The 24934-nt window shown below is 72.2% G+C and carries 21 protein-coding genes and 3 pseudogenes; 15 read left to right on the top strand and 9 right to left on the bottom strand.

Features of this window, described 5'->3' with window-relative positions; all coding sequences use genetic code 11:
- Positions 1-203: 203 nt before the first annotated feature.
- Together ABZ215_RS36120 and msrA are read left to right on the top strand one after the other, a co-directional pair.
- Positions 204-1004, top strand: a complete 801-nt coding sequence (locus ABZ215_RS36120) for a MerR family transcriptional regulator (protein WP_354954940.1) — start codon at positions 204-206, stop codon at positions 1002-1004.
- A 91-nt stretch (positions 1005-1095) separates the two neighbouring features.
- Positions 1096-1617: a peptide-methionine (S)-S-oxide reductase MsrA gene (gene msrA / locus ABZ215_RS36115; RefSeq protein ID WP_020419923.1), complete on the top strand. Its 522-nt coding sequence runs from the start codon at positions 1096-1098 to the stop codon at positions 1615-1617.
- A 2-nt stretch (positions 1618-1619) separates the two neighbouring features.
- Here msrA and ABZ215_RS36110 read toward each other — a convergent pair whose 3' ends face one another.
- The 3 genes and pseudogenes from ABZ215_RS36110 to ABZ215_RS36100 all read right to left on the bottom strand — a co-directional run.
- Entirely contained in the window at positions 1620-2075 is a 456-nt protein-coding gene (locus tag ABZ215_RS36110) for an SRPBCC domain-containing protein (RefSeq protein ID WP_020419924.1), read from the bottom strand.
- Positions 2076-2232: 157 nt separating this feature from the next.
- A pseudogene (locus ABZ215_RS36105) lies at positions 2233-2337 on the bottom strand (hypothetical protein); the annotation flags it as partial.
- Positions 2338-2480: 143 nt separating this feature from the next.
- A pseudogene (locus ABZ215_RS36100) lies at positions 2481-2648 on the bottom strand (DUF5131 family protein); the annotation flags it as partial.
- A 67-nt stretch (positions 2649-2715) separates the two neighbouring features.
- Between ABZ215_RS36100 and glnA the strand changes: the two are divergent.
- Both glnA and ABZ215_RS36090 read left to right on the top strand, forming a co-directional pair.
- Positions 2716-4140 (top strand): type I glutamate--ammonia ligase, encoded by a 1425-nt coding sequence (glnA, locus tag ABZ215_RS36095; protein WP_020419926.1) that lies wholly within the window; start codon positions 2716-2718, stop codon positions 4138-4140.
- 63 nt (positions 4141-4203) lie between these two features.
- On the top strand, positions 4204-4500 hold the full coding sequence (locus ABZ215_RS36090; RefSeq protein WP_020419927.1) for a hypothetical protein: 297 nt from the start codon (positions 4204-4206) through the stop codon (positions 4498-4500).
- 9 nt (positions 4501-4509) lie between these two features.
- On the opposite strand, the pseudogene ABZ215_RS36085 reads toward ABZ215_RS36090, so the two are convergent.
- Positions 4510-5151, bottom strand: a pseudogene (locus tag ABZ215_RS36085) (FAD-dependent oxidoreductase); the annotation flags it as partial.
- Positions 5152-5207: 56 nt separating this feature from the next.
- Positions 5208-5630, bottom strand: a complete 423-nt coding sequence (locus ABZ215_RS36080) for a hypothetical protein (RefSeq protein ID WP_354954938.1) — start codon at positions 5628-5630, stop codon at positions 5208-5210.
- 96 nt (positions 5631-5726) lie between these two features.
- Here ABZ215_RS36080 and ABZ215_RS36075 point away from each other — a divergent pair, with 96 nt between their 5' ends.
- Positions 5727-5861, top strand: a complete 135-nt coding sequence (locus ABZ215_RS36075; protein ID WP_354954936.1) for a hypothetical protein — start codon at positions 5727-5729, stop codon at positions 5859-5861.
- Here the strand turns inward: ABZ215_RS36075 and ABZ215_RS36070 are convergent.
- Positions 5858-6577, bottom strand: coding sequence for a glycosyltransferase family 2 protein (locus tag ABZ215_RS36070; RefSeq protein WP_354954934.1), 720 nt, complete (start codon positions 6575-6577; stop codon positions 5858-5860). The two genes, ABZ215_RS36075 and ABZ215_RS36070, sit on opposite strands and share 4 nt — an antisense overlap.
- A 192-nt stretch (positions 6578-6769) precedes the next feature.
- Here ABZ215_RS36070 and ABZ215_RS36065 point away from each other — a divergent pair, with 192 nt between their 5' ends.
- Positions 6770-7420: a cutinase family protein gene (locus tag ABZ215_RS36065; RefSeq protein WP_020419931.1), complete on the top strand. Its 651-nt coding sequence runs from the start codon at positions 6770-6772 to the stop codon at positions 7418-7420.
- Positions 7421-7530: 110 nt separating this feature from the next.
- On the opposite strand, the gene ABZ215_RS36060 is transcribed toward ABZ215_RS36065, so the two are convergent.
- On the bottom strand, positions 7531-8079 hold the full coding sequence (locus tag ABZ215_RS36060) for a TetR/AcrR family transcriptional regulator (RefSeq protein ID WP_354954932.1): 549 nt from the start codon (positions 8077-8079) through the stop codon (positions 7531-7533).
- A 69-nt stretch (positions 8080-8148) separates the two neighbouring features.
- Here ABZ215_RS36060 and ABZ215_RS36055 point away from each other — a divergent pair, with 69 nt between their 5' ends.
- From ABZ215_RS36055 to ABZ215_RS36045, 3 genes are read left to right on the top strand one after another with little or no spacing between them, the layout of a single operon-like run.
- Positions 8149-9105: an alpha/beta hydrolase gene (locus ABZ215_RS36055; protein ID WP_354954930.1), complete on the top strand. Its 957-nt coding sequence runs from the start codon at positions 8149-8151 to the stop codon at positions 9103-9105.
- Entirely contained in the window at positions 9102-10826 is a 1725-nt protein-coding gene (locus ABZ215_RS36050) for an ABC transporter ATP-binding protein (protein ID WP_354954928.1), read from the top strand. The genes ABZ215_RS36055 and ABZ215_RS36050 overlap by 4 nt, the downstream gene beginning before the upstream one ends.
- Positions 10823-12535, top strand: a complete 1713-nt coding sequence (locus ABZ215_RS36045; protein WP_354954926.1) for an ABC transporter ATP-binding protein — start codon at positions 10823-10825, stop codon at positions 12533-12535. The genes ABZ215_RS36050 and ABZ215_RS36045 overlap by 4 nt, the downstream gene beginning before the upstream one ends.
- A gap of 411 nt (positions 12536-12946) precedes the next feature.
- On the opposite strand, the gene ABZ215_RS36040 is transcribed toward ABZ215_RS36045, so the two are convergent.
- Positions 12947-14596, bottom strand: a complete 1650-nt coding sequence (locus ABZ215_RS36040) for a BCCT family transporter (RefSeq protein ID WP_237336941.1) — start codon at positions 14594-14596, stop codon at positions 12947-12949.
- A 127-nt stretch (positions 14597-14723) separates the two neighbouring features.
- Entirely contained in the window at positions 14724-15881 is a 1158-nt protein-coding gene (locus ABZ215_RS36035; RefSeq protein ID WP_354954924.1) for an aromatic ring-hydroxylating dioxygenase subunit alpha, read from the bottom strand.
- A gap of 307 nt (positions 15882-16188) precedes the next feature.
- On the opposite strand from ABZ215_RS36035, the gene glyA reads away from it, so the two are divergent.
- From glyA to ABZ215_RS36005, 6 genes are read left to right on the top strand one after another with little or no spacing between them, the layout of a single operon-like run.
- The gene (gene glyA / locus ABZ215_RS36030; RefSeq protein WP_354954922.1) at positions 16189-17490 is read left to right on the top strand and encodes a serine hydroxymethyltransferase; all 1302 of its coding nucleotides are present in this window, start codon (positions 16189-16191) and stop codon (positions 17488-17490) included.
- Positions 17487-18722, top strand: a complete 1236-nt coding sequence (locus tag ABZ215_RS36025) for a sarcosine oxidase subunit beta family protein (protein WP_354954920.1) — start codon at positions 17487-17489, stop codon at positions 18720-18722. The genes glyA and ABZ215_RS36025 overlap by 4 nt, the downstream gene beginning before the upstream one ends.
- Positions 18723-18731: 9 nt before the next feature.
- Positions 18732-19013 carry a sarcosine oxidase subunit delta gene (locus ABZ215_RS36020; protein WP_017983404.1) on the top strand — a complete coding sequence of 94 codons (282 nt, stop codon included), beginning with the start codon at positions 18732-18734 and terminating at the stop codon, positions 19011-19013.
- A complete protein-coding gene (locus ABZ215_RS36015) occupies positions 19010-21790 on the top strand; it encodes a 2Fe-2S iron-sulfur cluster-binding protein (protein ID WP_354954918.1) in 2781 nt (926 codons plus the stop codon). The genes ABZ215_RS36020 and ABZ215_RS36015 overlap by 4 nt, the downstream gene beginning before the upstream one ends.
- Entirely contained in the window at positions 21783-22370 is a 588-nt protein-coding gene (locus ABZ215_RS36010) for a sarcosine oxidase subunit gamma family protein (RefSeq protein ID WP_354954916.1), read from the top strand. Before ABZ215_RS36015 ends, ABZ215_RS36010 begins: the two co-directional genes overlap by 8 nt.
- A 20-nt stretch (positions 22371-22390) precedes the next feature.
- Positions 22391-24856 (top strand): FAD-dependent oxidoreductase, encoded by a 2466-nt coding sequence (locus ABZ215_RS36005; protein ID WP_354954914.1) that lies wholly within the window; start codon positions 22391-22393, stop codon positions 24854-24856.
- The last annotated feature ends 78 nt before the right edge of the window (positions 24857-24934 follow it).

Genomic DNA, 24934 nt, shown 5'->3' with positions numbered 1-24934 from the left:
GGCGGGTGCGGGCGGTGGCCAGGACATCGGCGCCGGCGGCACGCAACCGGGCGACGACGGCCGCGCCGGTGCCCCGCCCGCCGCCGGTCACCAGGGCGCGCCGCCCCTCCAGAGATTCGTTCATGCCCGGCACACTCCGCCGTGACGGCGCGGGAGGGTCAAGCGCTGGACCCTCCCCCGGGGAGAGGGTCCAGAATCCGCTGGTGCTGACCATCGGCGAGTTCGCCAGGCTGACCCACCTGAGCATCCGCACGCTGCGCCGCTACCACGACGCCGGACTGCTCGAACCCGCCCGCGTCGACCCGGCCACCGGCTACCGCTACTACGACGCGGCGCAGATCCCGGCCGCGCAGGTCATCCACCGGCTGCGGGAGCTCGACGTGCCGCTGCCCGAGGTGCGCCGCATCCTCGGCAGCCCCGACCCGGAAGCCCGCGCGCTCCTGGTCGGCGAGCACCTGCGGCGGCTCGAGGACCAGCTGGAACGCACCCGTGCGGCGGTCACATCGCTGCGCAGGCTGCTCACCCCCGAACCCGGCGAGCTGGCGGTCGAGCTGCGCCGGACCCCGGCCACGACGGTCGCGGCCGTCGAGGGCACCGTCGCCGAGGCGGACGTGCTCGCCTGGTACGCGGGCGCGATGGCCGAGCTGGACGCGGTGGTGCCCGACCCGGCCGGCCCGCCCGGCGGCCTGTACGACAACGAGCTGTTCACCCACGGCCGCGGCCGGATGGTGGTCTACCTGCCGGTCGCCGAACCACCCGCACCGGCCGGGCGGGTGCGGCCGGTGACGCTGCCCGCCGCGGAACTCGCCATCGCCACCCACCCGGGCGACCACGACACGATCGACGTCACCTACGGCGAGCTCGGCCGCTGGGTGGTGGACCACGCGCTCGCCGTGGCCGGCCCGGTGCGCGAGGTCTACCTCAGCGGCCCCAGGGACACCGCCGACCCGGCGGCGTGGCGGACCGAGATCGGCTGGCCGGTCTTCCGCGTCGCACCGGCCTGAGGAGTCCACAAGGGACGTGGCGCGGAATACTGGACCGGCACGCGGGGTTGACCCGGTGCAAGCCGGACTACTCGGTGAGAGGTGATGCGAGATGCGGACGTTCGTGCTGGCCGGCGGGTGCTTCTGGTGCCTGGACGCGGTCTACCGGACGCTGCGCGGGGTGCAGGACGTGGTGTCCGGCTACACCGGCGGCGACACGGCCCAGCCGTCGTACGAGCAGGTGTGCACCGGGCGGACCGGGCACGCGGAGGCGGTCGCGGTGACGTTCGACGAGACGGTCATCCCGGCCGAGGTCATCCTCGACGTGTTCTTCACCCTGCACGACCCGCGGCAGCTCAACCGCCAGGGCGCCGACGTCGGCACCCAGTACCGCTCGGCGATGTTCTACGCCGACGACGCGCAGCGCGCCGAGTTCGAAGCGGCCATCAAGCGCGCGGCGGACTGGTGGGACGGCGAGATCGTGACCACGCTGGAGCCGCTGGGCGAGTTCTACCGGGCTGAGGAGTACCACCAGGACTTCTTCGCCAAGAACCCCGGCCAGGGCTACTGCCTCGCGGTCGCGCTGCCGAAGGTGAACAAGGTGCGCAAGTCCTTCGCGCAGTACGTCGCCTGACCTCAGCGTTCGACGAACGCGGCCAGCTTGGCCAGCGCCATCCGGGTCCCGGTCTCGTTGTCCTGTGGGGCGACCGAGGCCGGGACCCCGTCGTGCCGGATGACCACCTTCGTGCCTCCCTCGGCGTCGGTCAGGGTGGTCGTCATGGTCATCGTGCCCTGGGACGCCGGGTCGGGGCTGTCGAACTCGATCACCTCGACCACGCGCCGCCCCGGCTCGAGCACCGCGAAGTGACCGCTGTAGGTGTCGGTGGCGCCGCCGGACTTGCCGGCGCGGCCGGGGTCGTCGTATACCAGCGACACCCGGAACCGCCCGCCCTCGCGGGCGTCGAACTCGTGCACCCTGGCCGTCATCCCGTCCGGCACCCGCCACGTCGCGATCGCCTCGCCGTCGACCAGGGCGCGGTAGACCTCCCGGCGCGGCGCGCGCACGAACCCGGAAACGCTCGTCGAAGTCATGACGACACCCTGGCGCGGCGGCCGGCGGGTGTCCAGCCTCCCGGCATCTCGTCCCAGGTGCGGCCGTCGAGGAGCCGCCCGCCCGCGTTGCGGGTCCGGCCGCCCACTGCTTGAACAGGAACGGGATCCCCGCGGCGGCACACCGGTCCCGCACCGGCCGGACCCACTCGGCCGCGCGTGCGGCCCCGGCTTGCCACCGGCGTAGACCCAGTCGAGCCCCGTCAGGTCCGGGGTCCGGCGGCGGGCCGAGCAGCGGCTGCATTGACAGGAACCGAACCGCGGCGGGGGTTTCGCGTGCTGGCGCGGCTCGCACCGGAGCCGCTGCCGCACGTCTGGTGGGGCGGGCCGGGGCGCTCGCCGGCGCGACGGGACCGCCAGCCGCCCGGGGTGCAGGGTGACGGCGAAACCCGGTCCGCTGGTGCGGGGGTCGCCGTCGCGGGTGTAGGCGGGGCTGCCCATGGCCCGCAGCCGCCGCGCGAAGGCCATCGCGTAGCAGTTGTCGCATCCGGGGCTGACCCGGTCGCAGCCGGTGGCCGGGTTCCACGTCGCGGTCTCGATGGTGCCGTCCCGCATCCTTCCATTGAACCCCCGACGCGAGGACTCTGGGGACTCCACGGCCGCGACGGCAAAGGAGCCCGCCATGTTCGCCAACGCAGACGAAGTCCTGCGCTACATCGCCGACGAGAACGTGGAGTTCGTCGACGTCCGGTTCTGCGACCTGCCCGGCATCATGCAGCACTTCACGGTGCCCGCCGCGGCCTTCGACGCCGACGCCTTCGAAGAGGGGATCGCCTTCGACGGCTCGTCCGTGCGCGGGTTCCAGTCGATCCACGAGTCGGACATGCTGCTGCTGCCCGACCCCTACACGGCGCGCGTCGACCCGTTCCGCGCGGAGAAGACGCTGTTGATGAACTTCTTCGTGCACGACCCGTTCACCCGCGAGTCCTACAGCCGCGACCCGCGCAACATCGCCCGCAAGGCCGAGGAGTACATCAGTGAGTCGACCATCGCCGACCGCGCGTTCTTCGGGCCGGAGGCGGAGTTCTACATCTTCGACTCGGTGCGCTTCGGCAACGTGGAGAACACCGCGTTCTACGAGGTCGACTCGGTGGAGGGCTGGTGGAACACCGGCCGCGACGAGGAACACGGCAACCTCGGCTACAAGACCCCGTTCAAGGCGGGCTACTTCCCGGTGTCGCCGCGCGACCACTTCGCCGACCTGCGCGACCAGATGGTGCGCAACCTGGCCGGCGTGGGCATCGAAGTGGAGAAGGCGCACCACGAGGTCGGCAGCGGCGGGCAGGCCGAGATCAACTACCGGTTCAACACGCTGCTGCACGCGGCCGACGACCTGCAGCTGTTCAAGTACGTCGTGAAGAACACGGCCTGGGAGCAGGGCAAAACGGTGACCTTCATGCCGAAGCCGCTGTACAACGACAACGGCTCGGGCATGCACTGCCACCAGTCGCTGTGGGACGACAATGGCCCGCTGTTCTACGACGAGGCGGGTTACGGCGGGCTGTCCGACCTGGCGCGGCACTACGTCGGCGGGATCCTGCACCACGCGCCGAGCCTGCTCGCGTTCACCAACCCGACGGCGAACTCCTACCACCGGCTGGTGCCGGGCTTCGAGGCGCCGATCAACCTGGTGTACTCGCAGCGGAACCGGTCGGCGTGCGTGCGCATCCCGGTGACCGGCTCGTCGCCGAAGGCCAAGCGGATCGAATTCCGCTGCCCGGACTCCTCAGGCAATCCGTACCTGGCGTTCTCCGCGATGCTGATGGCCGGGCTGGACGGGGTGCGCAACAAGCTGGAGCCGCCGTCGCCGATCGACAAGGACCTGTACGAGCTGCCGCCCGAGGAGGCGCGGGACGTGGCGCAGGTGCCCGCGTCGCTGGAGGCGGTGATCGACCGGCTCGAAGCCGATCACGAGTTCCTCCTCGCGGGCGGCGTCTTCACCGAGGACGTGATCGAGACGTGGATCGACTTCAAGCGCGAAACGGAGATCGACCCGCTGCGGCTGCGGCCGCACCCGTACGAATTCGCGCTCACCTACGACGTGTAGGTGTTGACCGCCGCGCGGCAGGGGCGGACCATGACCTCTCCCGGGTCTGAAAAGGAGCGGGAAATGACTTTCGTACAGGTCATCGAGTACAAGACCGAGCACCCGGAACAGATGAACGACATGATGGACCGCTGGCTGGCGGAGACGCGGGGCAAGCGGACCGCCACGCACGCGGTGCTGATGAGCGACCGGGAACGCCCCGGCACCTACATGGAGTTCGTCGAGTTCCCGTCCTATGAGGACGCCATGCGCAACTCGTCCCTGCCGGAGACGGACCGGTTCGCGAAGGAGATGATGGCCCTCTGCGAGGGCGACCCGGTGTTCCACAACCTGGAGGTGATGCGCGACGAGCGCCTCTGAGCGCCGCGCTCACGGCTCCGCGCGGACCGGCTCCCCGCCGGTCACGAACGCCTCCCGCGGGTGCTGCACCGACGCCGGCGAAAGGATGTCCCGCCCGAACCGAGCCGCGGTCAGCCAGACCGCCAGCACCCGCACCTTGCGTTCCCAGCTGGGCACGGCCGGCACGTGATAGCCGCGGTGCATGAGCCACGCCGGCAGCCCGGTGACGACGATCCGCCGGTACTGGAAGATGCCGCGGCCGAGGCCGAGCGTGGCGATCGCGCCGAGGCTGTGGTGCACGTACGGCTTCGGCGGGCGGCCGCGCAGCGTGGCGATGATGTCGCGCGCCAGCAGTTTGCCCTGCCGGTACGCGTGCTGCGCGTTGGGCACAGTCCGCGCGCCCGGCACGGGCGAGGCCGGCACCGCGGCGGCGTCACCGGCCGCCCACGCGTCCGGCACCGGCGCCGCCTCCGTGCCGGCCCGCAGGTCCGGCCGCACGACGATCAGCCCGCGCTCGTCCACCGGCAGGTCGGTGTGCCTGCCGGTGACCGGGTTCGCGCCGTCGCCCGCGGTCCACACGATCAGCTCCGAGTCGACCTCCTCGCTGCTGGACAACACGACGTGCCCGCCGACCGCTGAGGTGACCTGCGTGTTCAGGTGCACGCGCGCGCCGCGCTGCTCGAGGCCGGGTTGTGACGACCGGAGCGGCCCTGGTGCCGCGGATCACGTCAGCGGGACTGGAGCCAGTCGCGGTAGCGGGTGGTGGCGGGACGGCCGCCGGTGAGCACGTCGCCCTTGACCGCGGCGAACAGGCCTGCCGTCTCGTCGGTGACCACCCGGCGGCCGTCGCCGGTCGCGGCGAGCGTGATGCGGCCCAGTTCGTCGGGCGGGACGACCTCGGGGCAGCCGACCTCGCGGGCGCCGCCCAGCGGGGCTTCGGTCGCGGCCTCGGCGACCGCGGCGGCGACCTCGGCAGAGCTGATCGGCTGGATCGGCGTGGACGGCAGGCGCACCGCCTGGTCGAGCCCCTCCTCGGTGAGCAGGTCGACGCCGGTGGCCCGCGAGTGCCCGGCAGCGTCGTGGCCCGCGGCGACGAGCCGGTCGACGACCTGGGAGCCGATGAGGCCGGTGCCGATCACCGCGATCTTCATGGGGCACTCGCGCCTGGCCGAGCTGCACGGGGTGTCCGGGACGTACCTGGCGAAGCAGCTGCAGTCGTTGTCCCGCGCGGGGCTGGTCCACTCGGTGTGTTCGAGGCGGACAAGGCGTGGCGGGCCGCGCCGCGGCAGGTATCGGTGGCCGACCTGGGCCGCATGGTCGGCACCGACTACGAAGGCGACGTGCTGGGCCAGGTCGGGAAGTGGCTCAGCAGACCGTCCTAACCGGACTGCCAGTGCCAGCCCGAGCGGCGCAGTGCGTCGGCGCGGGCCAGGACGCTTTCCAGGCGCGCGGCGGATTCGGCCTTGTCCCAGTACCGGTCGGCGGCCGTGGTCTGGGCGTCGTGCTTGCGGTAGAGCACGCTCGGCTCGGCGATGAACTCCCCCGACGCCACCGCCTCGGCCGCCAGCAGCAGCCCGACGGTCTCCGCGCCGGTCAGCGCCGGCCAGCCGCCCAGCGCGCGCACCAGGTCCGTGTGCGCCGCGAACGTGTTGGCCTGCACGGACAACCGGTCGTCGAGCTGTTCGGCGTAGAACCGGCCCGGCGGGACCGGCCCGGGCGGCGGGTCGCAGGGTCCGGGCCGCGTCGAGCCGTCCGGCAACAGGTCGACGCACGCCGAGGTGCACCACGCCACCCGGCCCAGCGCCTCGATGTCCCTGGCCAGCGCGCCGGGCAGCAGCACGTCGTCGGCGTCCAGCGTGCGCACCACCGAGCCGGTCGCCCGCGCCAGCGCCATCGTGCGCGCGACCGCGGCACGGCCGGGCAGCCCGAAACCCGGCAAGACGCGCTCATCGGACGGCAGGCAGCCCACCACGCCGCTGTCGCCGTCCTCCTGCAGGCACCACTCCCACTCCCAGCCGGGCGGCAGTTCCTGGTCGCACAGCGAGGTGTAGGCCTCCCGCAGGAAGTGGTGTCCCCCGTCGTGGACGGCCGTGATCACACTGACCTTCGGCAACGGATCCCCCAGATCGAGACGATGTCCGTCACCATCAAATCAGCCCACGCCCCGGAGCGGGTCACGGCATCCGGGAATCCGGCCGCATGGGTGACCGGTGAAATGCGGTTTCACCGGTCTTTCATCGCCCGCCCCTACCGTTCGCCGGGATTCGTCCACACGAACCGGGAGGGTTCGATGAAGAAGATCGCGGCACTGCTGACCGGACTGGCGGTCGCGGCGACGGCGTACCTGGTGGCCTCGCCCGCCGCGCAGGCCGCCCCGTGCGAGGGGACCTACACCATCGTCGTCGGCGGGACCGGCGACAACGACTCCGACGACCCGTACTGGCAGGGCAACATCAGCCAGCGCGTCGGCTACCCGGCGATCCCGGTCGGCATCAACGCGCGGCAGGGCGTCAACGAGCTGAACCGGCTGATCCGCGACCAGCGCAACGTCTGCCCCGGGCAGCACGTGAAGGCCGTCGGGTTCTCGCTCGGCGCGGCCGTCGTGCACACCTGGGTGACCGAGAACTGGCCGACCATCGACGACGTGAACGCCGTGCTGATCGCCGACCCGAAGCGGGCGGCGGGCCCGGGCAACGCGGGCGCCGCGGCGCACCCGCTGGTCGCGCCGGTGGTCGGCGCGCCGCTCGCCGGAGCGGACGACTTCTTCGGCGACATCCCGACCCTGACGCTCTGCACGGACGACATCATCTGCGACGCCAACGCGGCGTCCGGCCTGCCCGGGTACCTGTGGGAAGGCAGGCACGGCAACTACAACTTCAACGTGGACGCCTACTCCGACGACGCGAGCGGGCAGTGGTTCAACGGGGTCTACATCCCCTGATCGCCAGTCGGTGACCCCGGGCCTGGGTGGATCGGCCCGGGGCCGCCGCACGTCAACGGTTGTATCCGACAGGGGCGCTGAGCGTAGCGAAGGGGCGCGGCCCGCCCGCGTCAGCGGAACTGGTGCACCACCATCTCCACCAGCGCGGCCACATCCGCCTCCGCCATGGGGCCGCCCGTGATGCCCATCCGGTGCAGCAGCGTGCCGACCACCACGTCGATGAACAGCAGCACCCGGTTCTCCGGCTCCCCCAGCGCGTCCTGCAGCACCACGCGGTACGGGTCCTGCAACCGCGTCGTCAGGACCTCGCGCAGCGCCGGGTCGTTCACCGCGTCCACGAAGACCCCCGCGAACGCCGCGCCGACCCCGGGCTCGGCGATCTTCGCCGCGGCCCAGTGCACCGCGCGCGTCAGCACCTCCTCCCGGCCCTCGCCCTCCAGCGGCACCGGGCCGAACGCGTGCACCAGGCAGTCCGTGATCAACGCGCCCTTCGACGGCCACCGGCGGTAGATCGTCGTCTTCGCGACGCCCGCCGCCGCCGCGATGCGGTCCATCGTCGCGCCCGCGTAGCCCAGTTCGTGGACCGTTCGCAGCGTCGCGGCGAAGACCTCGGCGTCGATGCCGGCGCGGGGGCGGCCGGGCGATTTGGCGGAGCTCATGGCGACACCCTAGCCAATTCCGCTACCATCGGTATCGCTACCGCCAGTAGCGTAAACCGAGGAGGGGACATGGCCGATCGACCACCGCCGGGCATCCGGCTGCTGCACGCGCTCGCCAAGGAGCCGGACTGGGCCGCGATGACCGACGCGGAACTGGCCGCCTTCAGCGAGCGCACCAACCGCAAGCGCACCTCACGGCTGGCGCGGCTGATCACCGGGCGCCCGGACCGCGGCGCGACGATCGAGTGGCAGGACGTGACAGCCCCCGGCCGCACCATCCGGGTCCGCGTCCACCGGCCGCGGCACGGCGAGAACCTGCCGGTCGTGATTCACGTGCACGGCGGCGGCTTCACCGGCACGGCCGTGCAGTGCGACTGGGTCAACAGCCACCTCGCCGCCCGCCTGCCGACCGTCGTCGTCTCGGTCGAGCACCGCCTCCTCGCCCCGGGCACCCCGCTGACCGCCGCCGCCGAGGACGCCTGGGACGTGCTCCAGCAAGCCGGAACCTGGGGCGACCCCGCGCGCATCGCGGTGTTCGGCGAGAGCACCGGCGGGCTGATCGCCGCGCTGTCCGCGATCCGCGCCCGCGACACCGGCCTGCGACTGCGCGCCCAGGTGCTGGTCAACCCGGCGCTCGACCTGACCGAGACCGCCTACGACCACCCCTCGATGAGCGAGCACGCGCAGAGCCCGATGCTGACGATCGAGCAGATGCGGCTGTTCCACCGCCTGGCCGCACCACCCGGGACGGATCCGCTCCCGCTGTCGCCGCTGCGGGCGGACGACCTCGGCGGGCTGGCCCCGGCGCTCGTCGTGGTGCCCACACTCGACCCGCTCGCCGACCACGGCCGCCGGTACGCCGAGCGGCTGCGCGACGCCGGCACTCCTGCCGCACTGGCCGCGCACCGCGGGGCGCCACACGCGTTCCTCAGCATGCCCGGCCTTGTCCCCCAGGCGAAGCCCGCCCGCGCGGAGATCACCGCCTTCCTCGCCGGGCATCTCGTGGCGGCACTGGAGACGCGATGACGGAAAGCATCGGACGCCTGCTGCGGCCGCACGCCGGGAGCTTCGCCGCCGTGGTGGTGCTGCAGGTGATCGGCGCGGTCGCCGGCCTGGCGCCGCTGCTCGCGGTCGTCGAACTGGGCCGCACGCTGCTGTCCCCGGAACCGGCCGACGAGAGTCGCGTGTGGACGGTCGTCGCCCTGGGCGCGGCCGGCCTGCTCGTCCGGATGCTGTTCACCGCCGCGTCGGCCGGAGTGGGGCACGTCCTGGACGACCGGGTGCAGCTGTCCTTCCGCCGCCTGCTGGCCGAGCGGCTGGGCCGCGTGCCGATCGGCTGGTTCGCCCGCCGCCGCACCGGCGAGCTGGCCAAGGTGGTCGGCGACGACGTCAGCGCCGTGCACCCGTTCATCGCCCACACGCCGGGCGAGCTGGTGTCCGCGTTCGTCGTGCCGCTGGTGTCGCTGGTCTACCTGGTGACGATCGACTGGCGGCTCACCCTGATCACGCTGGTGCCCGTGGTGCTGGCGATAGCGCTGGTCCCGCTGATGATGACCGCCGCCCGGCAGCGCGAGCAGCAGGAGTTCGACGCGGCCATGGGCCGGATCGCGAGCTCCGTCGTCGAGTTCGTGCGCGGCATCGCGGTGGTCAAGGCGTTCGGCGGGTCCGAGCGTGCGCACCGGAGGTTCCGCACCGCCACCGACGACTTCGTCGGCACCTTCCTCCGCTGGGTGCGCGGCATGTCCGGGATCGCGGCCGGGATGCAGCTGGCGTTGTCACCGCCGTTCGTGCTGGTGGTCGTGTTGATCGGCGGGGCGGCCCTGATCACGTCCGGCAGCCTCGCCCCGGCCGACCTGCTGCCCTTCGTGCTGCTCGGCCTCGGCCTGACCGCCCCGGTGGCGGCCCTCGGACACGGCTTCGACGACCTCCAGGCCGCCGGTCGCGCGGTCGGCCGGATCCGCGAGGTGCTGGCGGTGCCGCCGCTGCCCGAGCCCGCGCACCCGGCCGAGCCCGACGGGCACCGCGTCGAGCTGCGTGGCGTCCGATTCGGGTACACCGAGGGGCACGAGGTGCTGCGCGGCGTCGACCTGGCGCTCGAACCGGGCACGGTCACCGCGCTCGTCGGGCCGTCCGGCAGCGGGAAGTCCACTTTGGTCCAGTTGCTGCCGCGGTTCTTCGACCCGGACGCCGGTTCGGTCACGCTCGGCGGCGTCGACCTGCGGGAGATCGGCAGCGACCGGCTCTACCGGACGGTGTCGTTCGTCTTCCAGGAGACGTCGTTGCTGCGCGCCTCGGTCGCGGACAACATCGCGCTGGCGGTGCCGCGGGCCGCGCGCGAGGACGTCGTCCGTGCCGCTCGCCTGGCGAACATCCACGACCGGATCCTCGAACTGCCACGCGGGTACGAGACCGTGCTCGGCGAGGAGGCGAGCCTGTCCGGCGGGGAGGCGCAGCGGATCGCCATCGCCCGCGCGCTGCTCGCCGACGCGCCCGTCCTGGTGCTGGACGAGGCCACCGCCTTCGCCGACCCGCAGACCGAACACGCGGTGCGCGAGGCGCTGGCCACGCTGACGGGCGACCGGACGATCCTGGTCATCGCCCACCGGCTGGAGACCATCGCCGACGCCGACACCGTCGTCCTGCTCGAAAACGGGTCGATCGCCGAACGCGGCCGTCCCGCCGAACTGCTCGCCGGCAACGGGAAGTTCGCCGCGTTCTGGCGCGCCCGGGGAGAGGAACCACGATGATCACCACGCTGCTGCGCGTGCTCGGCCACGAACACGCCCGGCCGGTCCGGCGCACCGTCGCTCTGATGACCACCACCGCGGTCGCCGAGGGCCTGTCCTACGCCCTGCTGGTGCCGGTGCTGCGGGCGCTGTTCGGCCCCTCCCCCGGCGAGGTGTGGCCGTGGCTGATCGCGTTCGGCGCCGCGGTGGTGGTGTACGGGGTGCTGCGGTACGCCAGCGATCTGTCCGGTTTCCGCGTGGGCACCACATTGTTGCGCGGGATGTACCACCGGCTCGGCGACCACCTGGCCCGGCTGCCGCTGGGCTGGTACAGCGCCGGGCGGGTCGGCGAGGTGTCCGTGCTGGCCAGCCGTGGCGTGCTGCAGGCGATGAGCGTCATCGCGCACCTGCTGGCGCCGTTCGTCTCGGCTTGTGTGACACCGCTGACGATCGTCGTGGTGATGATCGCGTTCGACTGGCGGCTGGGGCTGGCCGCGCTGGCGGCCGCGCCGCTGGTGGTGGCGGTCCAGGTGTGGGCGGGACGGGCCACGGCGGCCGCGGACGCCGAACGCCACGAGCGCGACCAGCAGGCCACGGCGCGGGTGATCGAGTTCCTCCAGGCGCAGCCGGTGCTGCGGGCGGGCGGCCGGACCGCAGAACGGTTCCGGCTGCTGGACGACTCGCTGCGCAACGTGCAGCGGGCGTCGCGGCGGGCCACGTTGTCGGCGCTTCCGGGCGCGGTCGGCCTGACGCTCGTGGTGCAGGCGGTGTTCACCGCGCTGCTGGTGCTGGGCGCGGCCCTCGCGCTCGGCGCGGGCGTCGGGGCGGCGGAGGTGTTGTCGATCCTCGTGCTGGCGGCCCGGTGCGCGGATCCGTTGCTGTCGCTGGCCGAGACCGGGGGCAAGCTGCGCGGCGCCCGTGCGGAGCTGGCCAGGCTCGACGCGGTGTTGCGCACCGAGCCGCTGCCGGAACCGGCCGACCCGGTGACGCCGGCGCGGCACGACCTGGAGTTCGACGGGGTCACCTTCCGGCACGGCGACCGCACGGTGGTCGACGGCGTGTCACTGTCCATTCCGGAGGGTCAGCGGCTCGCGGTGGTCGGCCCGTCCGGTGCCGGGAAGAGCACGCTGTTGCAGCTGATCGCGCGGTTCTACGACGTGGACGCCGGCGCGGTGCGGATCGGCGGCGTGGACGTGCGGGCGATGGCGGCGGCGGATCTGATGTCGCGGATCGCCATCGTGTTCCAGGACGTGTACCTGTTCGACGGCACGATCGAGGAGAACGTGCGGCTCGGCCGCCCCGGCGCGACCCACGCGGAGGTCCGCGCCGCGGCGACGGCGGCCCGGCTGGACGAGGTGATCGACCGCCTGCCCGGCGGCTGGTCGGCCACCGTCGGCGAAGGCGGAGCCCTGCTCTCCGGCGGCGAACGCCAGCGCGTGTCGATCGCCAGGGCGCTGCTGAAGGACGCTCCGGTGGTGCTGCTGGACGAGGTGACGTCGGCGCTGGCCCCGGCGAACGAATCCGCGGTGCACGAGGGAATCGAGCGGCTGATGGCGGGCCGCACGGTGGTGATGGTGGCGCACCGGCTGCGCACCGTCCGGAGCGCCGACCACATCGTCTTCCTGGACAACGGCCGGATCACCGAGCAGGGCACGCACGAGGAGCTCCTGTCCCGCGGCGGCCGGTACGCGCGGTTCTGGCAGCTGTCCCTGGAGCCGGCGAACGACTGATCAGACGCGGTCGACCAGGAAGTCGATCATCTCGTGTATCACGGCCCGAACGGAGGGATGGCACCGCTCGGCCGTGAGGAAAGCGTGCGGCAACCCGTCCACGGTGGTGAGCACGTGCTCTGTCGACACATCCTCCACGCGGGCCGCGAGGCGTTCCGCGGCAACGGCGGGCGCCGAGGTCGGCGCCCGCCGAGTCGCCGGCGATGGCGAGGCGGCGCGGCCGCTGCTGAACCCGCCACCATGGAGGTACAACAGGATCGGATGCCGCCCACGGCCCGTTGGTTCGATGTTCTCATCGGTGGTGCCGGCGCCACCGGCCCGGCGGATCAGCGTCCCCTTCCGGATCGCACCGAGTTCTCGTTCCGCAGTGCCCGTGGCGACCTCCGACGCAACTCGCCCGGCGCCCGGTCCTCACTCCACCTTCTTCGCCGGCGCTTGGCCGTTGCTCTCGGGCAGCCCTTCGCCCGTGGGGGCCACCTGCAGGCAGAAGTCGCCGTCGTAGTGGCGGTTTCCGGTCAGCACCGCCTGCTCCACGATCTCCGCGCTCTTCTCCTCCCGCCGGATCATCGGGTCGCTGCGGAGGTCCTTCGCGAGCGCCACGCACAGCACCACCATCACCAGCGCGAACGGCGCCGCCGCGATGATCGTCAGGTTCTGCAGCCCGGTGAGCGCCTCGTCGCCACCTCCGCCGACCAGCAGCATCACCGCGGCCACGCCCCCGGTCGCCACGCCCCAGAACACCACCAGCCAGCGCTTCGGCTCGATCGCGCCGCGTTGCGACATCGACCCCATCACCAGCGACGCGGCGTCCGCGCCGGAGACGAAGAAGATCGCCACCAGCACCATCACCAGCACGCTCGCCACGGCGGCCAGCGGGAACTGGTCGAGCACCCCGAACATCTGCGACTGCGCGCTGCCCGCGCTCGCCAGATCCGTCCCACTCCGCTGGAGCGTGATCGCCGTACCGCCCATGATGCTGAACCACACCAGGCTCACCACGGACGGAACGAGGATCACGCCGACCACGAACTGCTTGATCGTGCGGCCGCGGCTGATCCGCGCGATGAACATGCCCACGAACGGCGTCCACGAGATCCACCACGCCCAGTAGAAGATCGTCCACGAGGACAGCCAGCTCTCCATGTTCTCGCCGCCGGAGGCGCCCGACCGCGAGATCATCTCGCCCATCTCGCGGAAGTAGTCGCCGATCGTGGAGGGCACCAGGTTGAGGATGAAGATCGTCGGCCCGACCACGAACACGAACACCGCGAGCACGGCGGCCAGCACCATGTTGATGTTGGACAGCCACTGGATGCCCTTCGCCACCCCGGACACCGCGGAGGCGACGAACGCCACCGTCAGCACCGCGATCACGCCGATGAGCAGGCCGGTGCCCGGGTTGTCCGACAGCCAGCCCCGCTGCACGAGCCCGCTGCCGATCTGCAACGCGCCCAGCCCGAGCGACGCGGCGGACCCGAACAGCGTCGCGAAGATCGCCAGGATGTCGATGAGCCTGCCCAGCGGCCCCTCGCTCACCCGCTCACCGAACAGCGGCGCGAACGCTGAGCTGATCAGTTGTTTGCGGCCGCGCCGGAAGGTGCCGTAGGCGATGGCGAGCCCGACCACCGCGTACATCGACCACGGGTGGATGGCCCAGTGGAACAGCGAGGTCGCCATCGCGGTCTCCACCGCCGCGTCGGTGCTGCCCGCGACCGTGCCCGGCGGCGGCTCCACGAAGTGCGACAACGGTTCGGCGACCCCGTAGAACATGAGCCCGATGCCCATGCCGGCGCTGAACATCATCGCGATCCACGACACCGTGCGGAACTCCGGCCGCTCGCCGTCGTGGCCGAGCGGGATCTTGCCGTACCGGCTGAACGCCAGCCAGATCGCGAACAGGACGAACCCCGTCGCGGCCAGCAGGAACGCCCAGCCGGTGTTCCGGATCAGCCAGTCCAGCACCCCCGCCGACACGCTGGAGAGGTTGTCGGTGGCGAACACGCCCCAGGCGAGGAACGCCGCCGCGACCACCGCCGCGACGACGAACACCACGCGATCCATCCCGCCGCGCGCTCTGGGTTCCGCGGGTTTCCGGGTCGTTGCTTCCGTGCTGGGCACGACGCTCACCGCCTCTTGCTCGAGTTGGTTGTCCGGCTGCCCCCCTGCGCTCTGCGAGATGGTCACCGCGTCACCGCCCGCCGGCCAGTGTCCGCTCGACCCACTGGTGGAATTCGCCGATGTGGTGTTCGGACGGCACCAGGACCCCGCCGCGGGCGTAGGCGCGCGAGGACATCGCGGGCTGGCAGCGCTCGCAGGCGTCGAAGTCCTGCTGGTTCACGCGGTGGAACAGCTCGACCGAGTGTGACACGTCGCGGCCGGAGTCCACCACTTCGCGGGCGTAGAGCCAGTCGCATTCGACGATCGTGCGGTCGACCGCCATCGGGAACATCCGGTGGATGATCACGTGGTCGGGCACGAGGTTGACGAACACCTGCGGCCGCACGGTGATCGCGTAGTAGCGGCGGTCCTGGTGCTCGTCCACCCCGCCGAGCCGGTCGAACCCGGCGCTGCCGTCCACGGTGAACCCGCTGACGTCCTCGCCGAACTCCGCGCCGTGGCCCACGTAGTACTGCGCGGCGTAGCCGTCGGCGAACTCCGGCAGCACCTCGGTCAGCTCGGGGTGGATCGTCGCGCAGTGGTAGCACTCCATGAAGTTCTCGATGATGAGCTTCCAGTTGGCCTTGACGTCGTAGGTGATCCGCCTGCCCAGGGCCAGCTCGTCGATGCCGTAGTTGCCGATCGCGTCGAGCTGCCCGAGCCGGCCCGCCACGTCCGCCTGCACCGTCTCTTCGAAGGACGGCGGCTCCTCGGCCAGGCACAGCCACGCGTAGCCGAGCCACTCCCGCAGGTGCACCGGCTTAAGGCCGTACTCGGTGCGGTCGATGTCCGGCATCGAGGTCAGGTTCGGCGCCGCGACGAGCTTGCCGTCCAGGCCGTAGGTCCACGCGTGGTAGGGGCACTGGAAGTTCCGCTTGACCGTGCCGCTCTCTTCCACGCACAGGCGCGCGCCGCGGTGGCGGCAGATGTTGAGGAAGGCCCGCAGGGCGCCGTCGCGGGACCGGGTCACCAGCACGCTCTCGCGGCCGATCTGCACGGTGCGGAAGTTTCCGGGTTGCGGCAGGTCCGCGCTGCGGACCGCGCAGAACCACATCTGCTCGAAGATCTTCTCCTGCTCCAGCGCGAAGATCGTCTCGTCGGTGTAGGTGATCCCGCCGAGTGTGGGGATCAGGCTCGACGGGAGCCCGGGCTGGTCGGTGGACGGCGCGGTGGTGGTGTTCTCGGTCAACGAACGCTCCGTGGTGGTGTGAGTGACCGGGGACTGGTTGTTGCTTCTTCCGCAACACCTGCGTGATGTGCAACTGCGACGCGGACCACAGTGCGGCCTGCGCGCCGGGTCTGTCAAGACCTGAACCGGGGATGGCGCGGAGTTTTCCTGACGGCAACACGAGGGGCCGAATCCCTGCGACACAAGGGACTCACGAGTAACAAAGGTTCGCCGGAATCGGCTCTTGACCCCGCCGGACGCCGAGCCGTAGCGTGGCGGCCAGTTGATATATCAGTCGGCGAACAGAGGTATGAGACCGGGAGGCAGCATGTCGGTGGCCATCGGCCGCGCTGGCGCACTCAGCCCCCAGCGCGTGCTCGGGCGTTCCCTGCTCCAAACCGATCCGGAGGTGCACGCGGCGATCGGCCGCGAACTCGGCCGCCAGCGCGACACCCTGGAGATGATCGCGAGCGAGAACTTCGCGCCGCTGGCGGTGATGCAGGCGCAGGGGTCGGTGCTGACCAACAAGTACGCCGAGGGCTACGCCGGCCGCCGCTACTACGGGGGCTGCGAACACGTCGACGAGATCGAGACGCTGGCCATCGACCGGCTCAAGGCGCTCTTCGGCGCGGAGTACGCGAACGTGCAGCCGCACTCCGGCGCACAGGCCAACGCCGCCGCCATGGCCGCGCTGCTGGAGCCCGGCGACACGATCCTCGGCCTGGACCTCGCGCACGGCGGGCACCTGACGCACGGGATGAAGCTCAACTTCTCCGGCCGCCTCTACGACGTGGCCGCCTACCACGTGCGCCCCGAGGACCACCGCGTCGACATGGACGAGGTCGAGCGGCTGGCCAGGGAGCGCAGGCCGAAGCTGATCGTCGCAGGCTGGTCGGCCTACCCGCGGCACCTGGACTTCGCCGCGTTCCGCCGGATCGCCGACGAGGTCGGCGCGTACCTGATGGTCGACATGGCGCACTTCGCCGGCCTGGTCGCGGCGGGCCTGCACCCCTCCCCCGTGCCGCACGCGCACGTCGTCACCTCGACCACGCACAAGACGCTCGGCGGGCCGCGCGGCGGGGTGATCCTGGCCGAGCGGTCGCTGGCGAAGAGGCTCAACAGCAGCGTGTTCCCCGGTCAGCAGGGCGGGCCGCTGGAGCACGTCATCGCGGGCAAGGCCGTGGCGTTCAAGCTGGCCGCCGAGCCGGAGTTCCGCGAGCGCCAGGAACGCACCCTGCAGGGCGCGAAGATCCTCGCCGACCGGTTCCTGCGCGAGACCGGGATCGGGGTGCTGACGGGCGGCACCGACGTGCACCTGGTGCTGGCCGACCTGCGGGAGTCCGAATTGGACGGAAAGCAGGCCGAGGACCGGCTGCACGAGGTCGGGATCACGGTCAACCGCAACGCCGTCCCGTTCGACCCGCGCCCACCGATGATCAGCTCCGGCCTTCGGTTCGGCACGCCCGCGCTGGCCGCCCGCGGGTTCGGCCCCGACGACTTCGCCGAGGTCGCCGACATCGCCGCGCTGGCCCTGCGCCCGGACGCCTCCGCCGCCGACCTGGACAAGCTCTCCGCCCGCGTCGCCGACCTCACCGCCCGCCACCCCCTCTACCCGGAGCTGACGGCATGACCACCCCCCAGCCCCCTGGCGCGCACCTGCCCGACCACCCGGACTTCCTGTGGCGCAACCCGGAACCGAAGCGCGGCTACGACGTCGTGATCGTCGGCGGCGGCGGGCACGGCCTGGCCACCGCGCACTACCTGGCGCGCAACCACGGCATCACCAACGTCGCGGTCCTGGAGCGCGGCTGGCTGGCCGGCGGGAACATGGCCCGCAACACCACGCTGATCCGCTCCAACTACCTGTGGGACGCCTCCGCGGCGATCTACGAGCACGCCCTGAAGCTGTGGGAGGGCCTCGAAGACGACCTGGGCTATCCGATCCTGTTCTCCCAGCGCGGGGTGCTGAACCTGGCGCACACCGAGCAGGACGTGCGCGACAGCGTGCGGCGGGTGGAGGCCAACAAGCTCAACGGCATCGACGCCGAGTGGCTCTCCCCCGACGAGGTCGCCAAGGTCTGCCCGATCGTCAACGTCTCCGGCGACATCCGGTACCCGGTGCTGGGCGCGACGTACCAGCCGCGCGCGGGCATCGCCAAGCACGACTACGTCGCCTGGGGTTTCGCCCGCCGGGCCGACGAGGCCGGGATCGACCTGATCCAGGACTGCGAGGTCACCGGGTTCACTGTGGACGGTGGCCGGGTGACGGGTGTGCGGACCAGCCGTGGCGACATCGCCTGCGGCACCGTCGCGCTGTGCGCGGCCGGGCACACCTCGGTGCTGCTGGACCAGCTGGGCGTGCGGGCGCCGCTGCAGTCGCACCCGCTGCAGGCCCTGGTGTCGGAGCTGCTGGAGCCGGTGCACCCGACGATCGTGATGTCCAACGCCGTGCACGTGTACGTGTCCCAGGCGCACAAGGGCGAACTGGTGATGGGCGCGGGCGTGGACTCCTACAACGGGTACGGCCAGCGCGGCGCCTTCCACATCATCGAGCGGCAGATGGCGGCCGCGGTGGAGCTGTTCCCCGTGTTCGCCCGGGCGCACCTGCTGCGCAGCTGGGCCGGGATCGTGGACGTCACGCCGGACGCCTCGCCGATCGTCGGCCGCACGCCCTACGACAACGTCTACCTCAACTGCGGCTGGGGCACCGGCGGGTTCAAGGCCACCCCGGGCCTGGGCTGGTGCCTGGCCGACACGATCGCCAACGGCGAGCCGCACCCGTACGTCGAGCCGTTCGGCCTGGACCGCTTCGTCACCGGCGCGCTCGTCGACGAGCACGGCGCCGCCGCCGTCGCCCACTAGGAGCCACGCATGCAACTCATCACCTGCCCGTGGTGCGGGCCGCGCGAGGAAGTGGAATTCCACTACGGCGGCCAGGCCCACCTCGCCTACCCGGACGACCCCGCCGCGTTGTCCGACGAGGAGTGGGCGCACTTCGTCTTCTTCCGCGACAACCCCAAGGGCCCGTTCGCCGAACGCTGGAGCCACGCGGCCGGCTGCCGTCGCTGGTTCAACGCGGTCCGCGACACCCGGACCTACGAGTTCCTGGCCGTGTACCCGATGGGCCAGTCCGCACCGGAGGTGGCGTCATGAGCCGCATCAAGGGTTACGGCCGGATCGACCGCACCCGCACCGTCGGGTTCACCTTCGACGGGGTGACCTACACCGGCCACCCGGGCGACACGCTGGCCTCGGCGCTGCTCGCCCACGGCGTGCACGCGGTGGGCACGAGCGTGAAGTTCGGCCGTCCGCGCGGGATCGGCGCGGCGTGGGTCGAGGACCCGACCGGGCTGGTGCAGATCGAGGAGCCGTTCCCGGAGCCGATGCTGCTCGCCGCGACCGTGGAACTGACCGACGGGCTCGTGGCGCGCGGGCTCGCCGGGCAGGGCCGGCTCGCGGAGGTGGCCGACACCGCCCGCTACGACCGCAAGCACACGCACTGCGACACGCTCGTCGTCGGGGCGGGCCCGGCCGGGTTGCTGGCCGCGCGGTCCGCCGCACGGCGCGGGGAGCGGGTCGTGCTCGTCGACGACCGGGCCGACGCGGGTGGCTCGCTGACCGGCACCGAGGTGATCGACGGGCGGCCGTCGCGCGAGTTCGTCGCCGAGGTGGTGGCCGAGCTGGCCGCCGCCCCGGAGGTGCTGCACCTGCAGCGCACCACGGCGTTCGGGCAGTACGACGACGGGTTCGTGCTGGCGCTGGAGCGGCGCACCGACCACCTCGGCACCGCCGCGCCGCGCAACCTCTCGCGCCAGCGGGTACACCGGATCCGCGCGCGGCACGTCGTGGTCGCGACCGGCGCGCACGAGCGGCCGGTGGTGTTCGCCGACAACGACCGGCCGGGCATCATGCTCGCCTCCGCGGCGCGTGACTACCTGCACCGCTACGGGGTGCTCGCCGGACGCGAGGTCGTCGTGTTCACCACCAACGACTCCGCCTACGCCGCCGCGCTGGACCTGGAGCACGCCGGGGCGCGGGTCACCGTCCTCGACGCTCGCCCGAGCGCGCCGGAGCGCTGGGCCGCGCTGTGCCGGGAGCGGTCGATCGCCGTGCGGCCGGGCAGCGCCGTCGTCGGCACCACCGGCGAGCTCCGGATCACCGGCGTGGACACGGTCACCGCGGGCAAGGCCGAGTCGCTGCCGTGCGACCTGCTGCTGACCTCCGGCGGCTGGAACCCCGCCGCGCACCTGTTCAGCCACGTCCGCGGCGCGTTGCGGTACGACCCGGCGCTGGGCGCGTTCCGCCCGGCCGAGCCGATCCCCGGGGTGTCGGTGATCGGCGCCGCGAACGGCACGTTCGACCTCGCCGGGTGCCTGCGCGACGGCGCCGGGGACGACGCACCAGCCACGCCCGCGGAGCCGGAGACCACGCCGCCGCTGGTGCTGTGGCGCACCGAAGGCGACCCGGCCCGCCAGTTCGTGGACATCCAGCGCGACGCGACGGTCGCCGACATCGAGCGCGCGGTCGGCGCCGGGCTGCGGTCGGTCGAGCACATCAAGCGCTACACCACCATCGGCACCGCACACGACCAGGGCAAGACGTCCGGGGTGATCGCCTCCGGCATCGTCGCCGAGCTGCTCGGCAAACCGGTCGAGGACACCGGCACCACGACGTTCCGCCCGCCCTACACCCCGGTGGCGTTCGCCGCGCTGGCCGGGCGGGAGCGCGGGAAGCTGTTCGACCCCGAGCGGATCACCTCGCTGCACAGCTGGCACGTCGCGGCGGGGGCGGTGTTCGAGGACGTCGGGCAGTGGAAGCGGGCCCGCTACTACCCGGCGCCGCACGAGAACATGGACGCCGCCGTGCTGCGCGAGTGCGCCGCGGTCCGCGGCGGGGTCGGCATCCTGGACGGCTCCACCCTGGGCAAGATCGACGTGCAGGGCCCGGACGCCGCCGAGCTGCTCGACCGGCTCTACACCAACATGATGAGCACCCTGAAGGTCGGGCGCGTGCGCTACGGCGTCATGTGCGGCAACGACGGCATGGTGTTCGACGACGGCACGGTGCTGCGGCTGGCCGAGGACCGGTTCCTGGTCGTCACCACCACCGGCGGCGCGGCGCGCGTGCTGGACTGGATGGAGGAGTGGCTGCAGACCGAGTGGCCGGACCTGCGCGTGCACCTGACCTCGGTGACCGAGCAGTGGTCGGTGTTCCCGGTCGTCGGGCCGCGCTCGCGCGACGTGATCGCCGCGGCGTTCCCGCACCTGGACGTGTCCAACGAGGCGTTCCCGTTCATGTCCTGGCAGGACACCGAGGTCGACGGCGTCCCGGTGCGCATCGCCCGCATCTCGTTCTCCGGTGAGCTGGCGTTCGAGGTCAACGTGAACTCCTGGTACGCCAGGGCGATGTGGCTGCGCCTGCTCTCGGCAGGCGCGCGCTGGAACATCACCCCGTACGGCACGGAAACCATGCACGTGCTGCGCGCGGAGAAGGGCTACCCGATCGTCGGGCAGGACACCGACGGCACCGTCAGCCCGCACGACCTCGGCCTGGGCTGGGCGGTGTCGAAGAAGAAGCGGGACTTCGTCGGCAAGCGCTCGTTCACCCGCCCAGAGAACACCAACCCGCTGCGCAAGCAGCTGGTGTCGCTCCTGCCCGCCGACGCCCGCACCAAGCTGCCGGAGGGCTCCCAGGTCGTGGAGTTCCGCCCGGACGGCACCCTGCCCCCGCCGCCGGTGCCGATGCTCGGCCACATCACCTCCAGCTACCACAGCGCCGAGCTGGGCCGCCCGTTCGCGCTGGCCCTGGTCAAGGGCGGGCAGGCGCGCATCGGCGACACCGTCCACGTCCCGGTCGACGGCACGCTGGTGCCGGCCGAGATCGGCGGGATCGTGCTGGTCGACCCGGAAGGAGCACGCCGCGATGGCTGAGGCCCGTCTCTACCCCACGCATCCGCTGCAGCAGTGGATCCCCGCGCTGGCCGCCGCTTCGCGCAACGCGACCGGCCTGAACCTGGAGGCCGAGCCGCCGGTGGCCGCCGTGGACCTGCGCGTGACGCCACCGGCCGAGGTGCTCGGCACCCCGCTGCCCACCGAGCCGAACACCTGGGTCTACGCCGCCGACGGGCAGATCGTCTGGCTCGGCCCGGACGAATGGCTCGTCACCAGCACCGCCGCGGAGGGGCACGAACTGGAGGCGCGGCTGGGCGCCGCGGTCCGGCCGCGCGGCGGGGCCGCCATCGACGTGTCCGCGCAGCGCACCGGAATCCGGATCAGCGGACGGCACGCGCGGGACGTCCTGGCCACCGGCTGCTCGCTCGACCTGCACCCGCTGGCGTTCCCGTCCGGCCGGGCCGCGCAGACCACGCTCGGGCAGGCCCCGGTGCTGCTGCTCGCGCTGGGCACCGGCGACGACTTCCGGGTGTTCGTGCGGCCCTCGTTCGCCGGATACCTCGCCGACTGGCTCCTCGACGCGGCGCTGGAGTTCCAGCCCGCCGGGACCACCTCGTAGACCACAGACAGGAGACCACGATGAGCACCACACCCCGGGTTGTCATCATCGGCGCCGGCATCGTCGGCGCGAACCTGGCCGACGAGCTGACCGAACGCGGGTGGACCCGGATCACGGTCCTGGACCAGGGTCCGCTCCCGCTGACCGGCGGCTCGACCTCGCACGCGCCGGGCCTGGTGTACCAGACGAACCCGTCGAAGACGATGACCGAGTTCGCCACCTACACCGTCAACAAGCTGAAAAGCCTCGACGTGGACGGCGCCTGGTGCTTCAACCAGGTCGGCGGCCTGGAGGTCGCCACGACCCCGGAGCGCCTGGCCGACCTGCACCGCAAGCAGGGCTGGGCCACCTCGTGGGGTGTGCCCGGTGAGGTCGTCGGCCCCGAGGAGTGCGTGCGGCTGCACCCGCTGCTGGACCCCGAGCAGATCCTCGGCGGGTTCCACACGCCGACCGACGGGCTCGCGAAGGCCGCGCGCGCCGTGGTGGCCCTGCGGCGGCGCGCCGAATCCCGCGGCGCCGAATTCCACGGCAGCGTCCGGGTCACCGGCATCGCCCACACCGGCGGACGGGTCACCGGCGTGCGCACCACCGCCGGCGACTTCCCCGCCGACATCGTGGTGTCCTGCGCCGGGTTCTGGGGCCAGGCGATCGGCGAGATGGTCGGCATGCGGGTGCCGCTGCTGCCGCTGGCGCACCAGTACGTGCGCACCGGCCAGGTCGCGGACCTGGTGGGGCGCAACGACGAGCTGACCGAGGCCGGGCTGCCGATCCTGCGTCACCAGGACCGCGACCTGTACTACCGCGAGCACGTCGACTGCCTCGGCATCGGCTCCTACGCGCACCGCCCGATGCCGGTGCGCCTGTCCGACCTGCCCGAGGTCTCCGACGACGACCTCACCGAGGCGGCGATGCCGTCGATGCTGCCGTTCACCGAGGAGGACTTCGCGCCCTCCTGGGAGCACAGCAGGCAGCTGCTGCCGTCGCTGCGGTCGGCGAAGATCGAGACCGGGTTCAACGGGATCTTCTCCTTCACCCCGGACGGCGGCCCGCTGATCGGCGAGTCGCCCGACGTCGCCGGGTTCTGGATCGCCGAGGCGGTCTGGGTGACGCACTCCTCCGGCGTGGCGCGCTCGGTCGCGCAGCTGCTGGTCGACGGCCGCAGCGAGATCGCCCTGCACGGCTGCGACGTGCACCGGTTCGACGAGATCGAGACCACCGAGGCCTACGTCGACGAGACCGCGCAGCGCAACTTCGTGGAGATCTACGACGTGGTGCACCCGCTGCAGCCGAAGCTGTCGCCGCGGGACCTGCGCGTCAGCCCGTTCCACGCGCGGCAGAAGGAGCTCGGCGCGTTCTTCCTGGAGGCGCACGGCTGGGAGCGGCCGCACTGGTACGAGGCGAACGCGCACCTGGTCAAGGACCTGCCGCCGGAGTGGCAGCCGCCGTCGCGGGACGCGTGGTCGGCGATGTTCCACTCCCCGATCGCCGCGGCCGAGGCGTGGAAGACCCGCACGGCGGTCGCCCTCTACGACATGACCCCGCTCAAGCGCCTGGAGGTGTCCGGGCCGGGCGCGCTGGCGTTCCTGGACCGGCTCACCACCGGCAAGATGGACAAGTCGGTCGGCTCGGTGACCTACACGCTCGCGCTGGACGAGGCCGGCGGGATCCGCAGCGACCTGACGGTGGCCCGGCTGGGCGAGGACCGCTTCCAGGTCGGCGCGAACGGCAACCTCGACCTGGCCTACTTCCGGTCCGAGGCGGGCGGGGACGTGCAGGTCCGCGACATCACCGGCGGCACCTGCTGCATCGGCGTGTGGGGTCCGCTGGCGCGCGATCTCGTCCAGCCGCTGAGCCGGGACGACTTCTCGCACGAGGCGCTGAAGTACTTCCGCTGCATGCCCGCGCACATCGCGGGGATCCCGGTCACCGCGATGCGACTGTCCTATGTGGGCGAACTCGGCTGGGAGATCTACACCAGCGCCGAGTACGGGCAGCGGTTGTGGGACGTCCTGTTCGAGGCAGGCCGCCCGCTCGGGGTGGTCGCCGCGGGCCGCGCCGCGTTCAACAGCCTGCGGCTGGAGAAGGGCTACCGGTCGTGGGGCACGGACATGACCACCGAGCACAATCCGTACGAGGCCGGGCTCGGGTTCGCGGTGCGCAAGCAGAAGGGCGACTTCGTCGGCCGGGACGCGATCGCCGAGGTCACCGACGAGACGGTGACGCGCCGGCTGTCCTGCCTGACGATCGACGACGGCCGCAGCGTGGTGCTCGGCTCCGAGCCGGTGTTCCTCGACGGCGAGCCCGCCGGGTACGTCACCTCGGCCGCGTTCGCGCACACCCTGGGCGTGCCGATCGCCTACGCGTGGCTGCCCGCCGCCGCGACCCCGGGCACGCCGGTCGAGATCGGCTACTTCGGCCGCCGGGTGCGCGCCACCGTGGCCGCCGAACCCCTGGTCGACCCTGAGATGCTGCGCATCCGGCGCTAAGGACGGACACCGATGCGCACACTGACCCTCGAAGCGTTCCTCGACGCGCTCGCCGCCCGGGTGCCCGCCCCGGGCGGC

Source organism: Amycolatopsis sp. NPDC006131 (genome assembly GCF_040614175.1).
Lineage (GTDB): Bacteria > Actinomycetota > Actinomycetes > Mycobacteriales > Pseudonocardiaceae > Amycolatopsis_E > Amycolatopsis_E tucumanensis.
Note: the sequence above shows the minus strand (reverse complement) of the source record. Positions and strands in the feature narration are given on the sequence as shown.